Source organism: Paraburkholderia sp. J69-1, assembly GCF_905220255.1.
In the GTDB taxonomy this organism is placed as follows: Bacteria; Pseudomonadota; Gammaproteobacteria; order Burkholderiales; family Burkholderiaceae; genus Paraburkholderia.
In genome coordinates this window covers 1-236 of record NZ_CAJMZG010000118.1, presented here as the reverse complement: position 1 = coordinate 236, position 236 = coordinate 1, and the positions used below count along the sequence as shown (strand labels likewise).

The window sequence follows — 236 nt, the reverse complement described above, 5'->3', positions numbered from 1 at the left end:
GAAATCGTGATATTCCCATCCGATTCCACAAGCGCATCACCTGCGGTTGCCTCAATCGTTCCGAGGCTGTTGACTCCAGCACCCTTGTCGTTGACCAGTATTTCTACCCGTCCCGCAGTCAGTCCACCTGTCTGCGTAATATCGACCGCGAAGGACGCGTCCTGGACGCCCGATGCGGTTGTCGACACCAGCCAGTCGTGTGCGTTGTCGGAGGGCGAGAACTCGGTATCCCACGT

General features: G+C 58.1%; 1 pseudogene. It reads right to left on the bottom strand.

The annotated features are described in order from the left end of the window. Nucleotides 1-236, bottom strand: a pseudogene (locus U5A67_RS40650) (filamentous hemagglutinin); the annotation flags it as partial.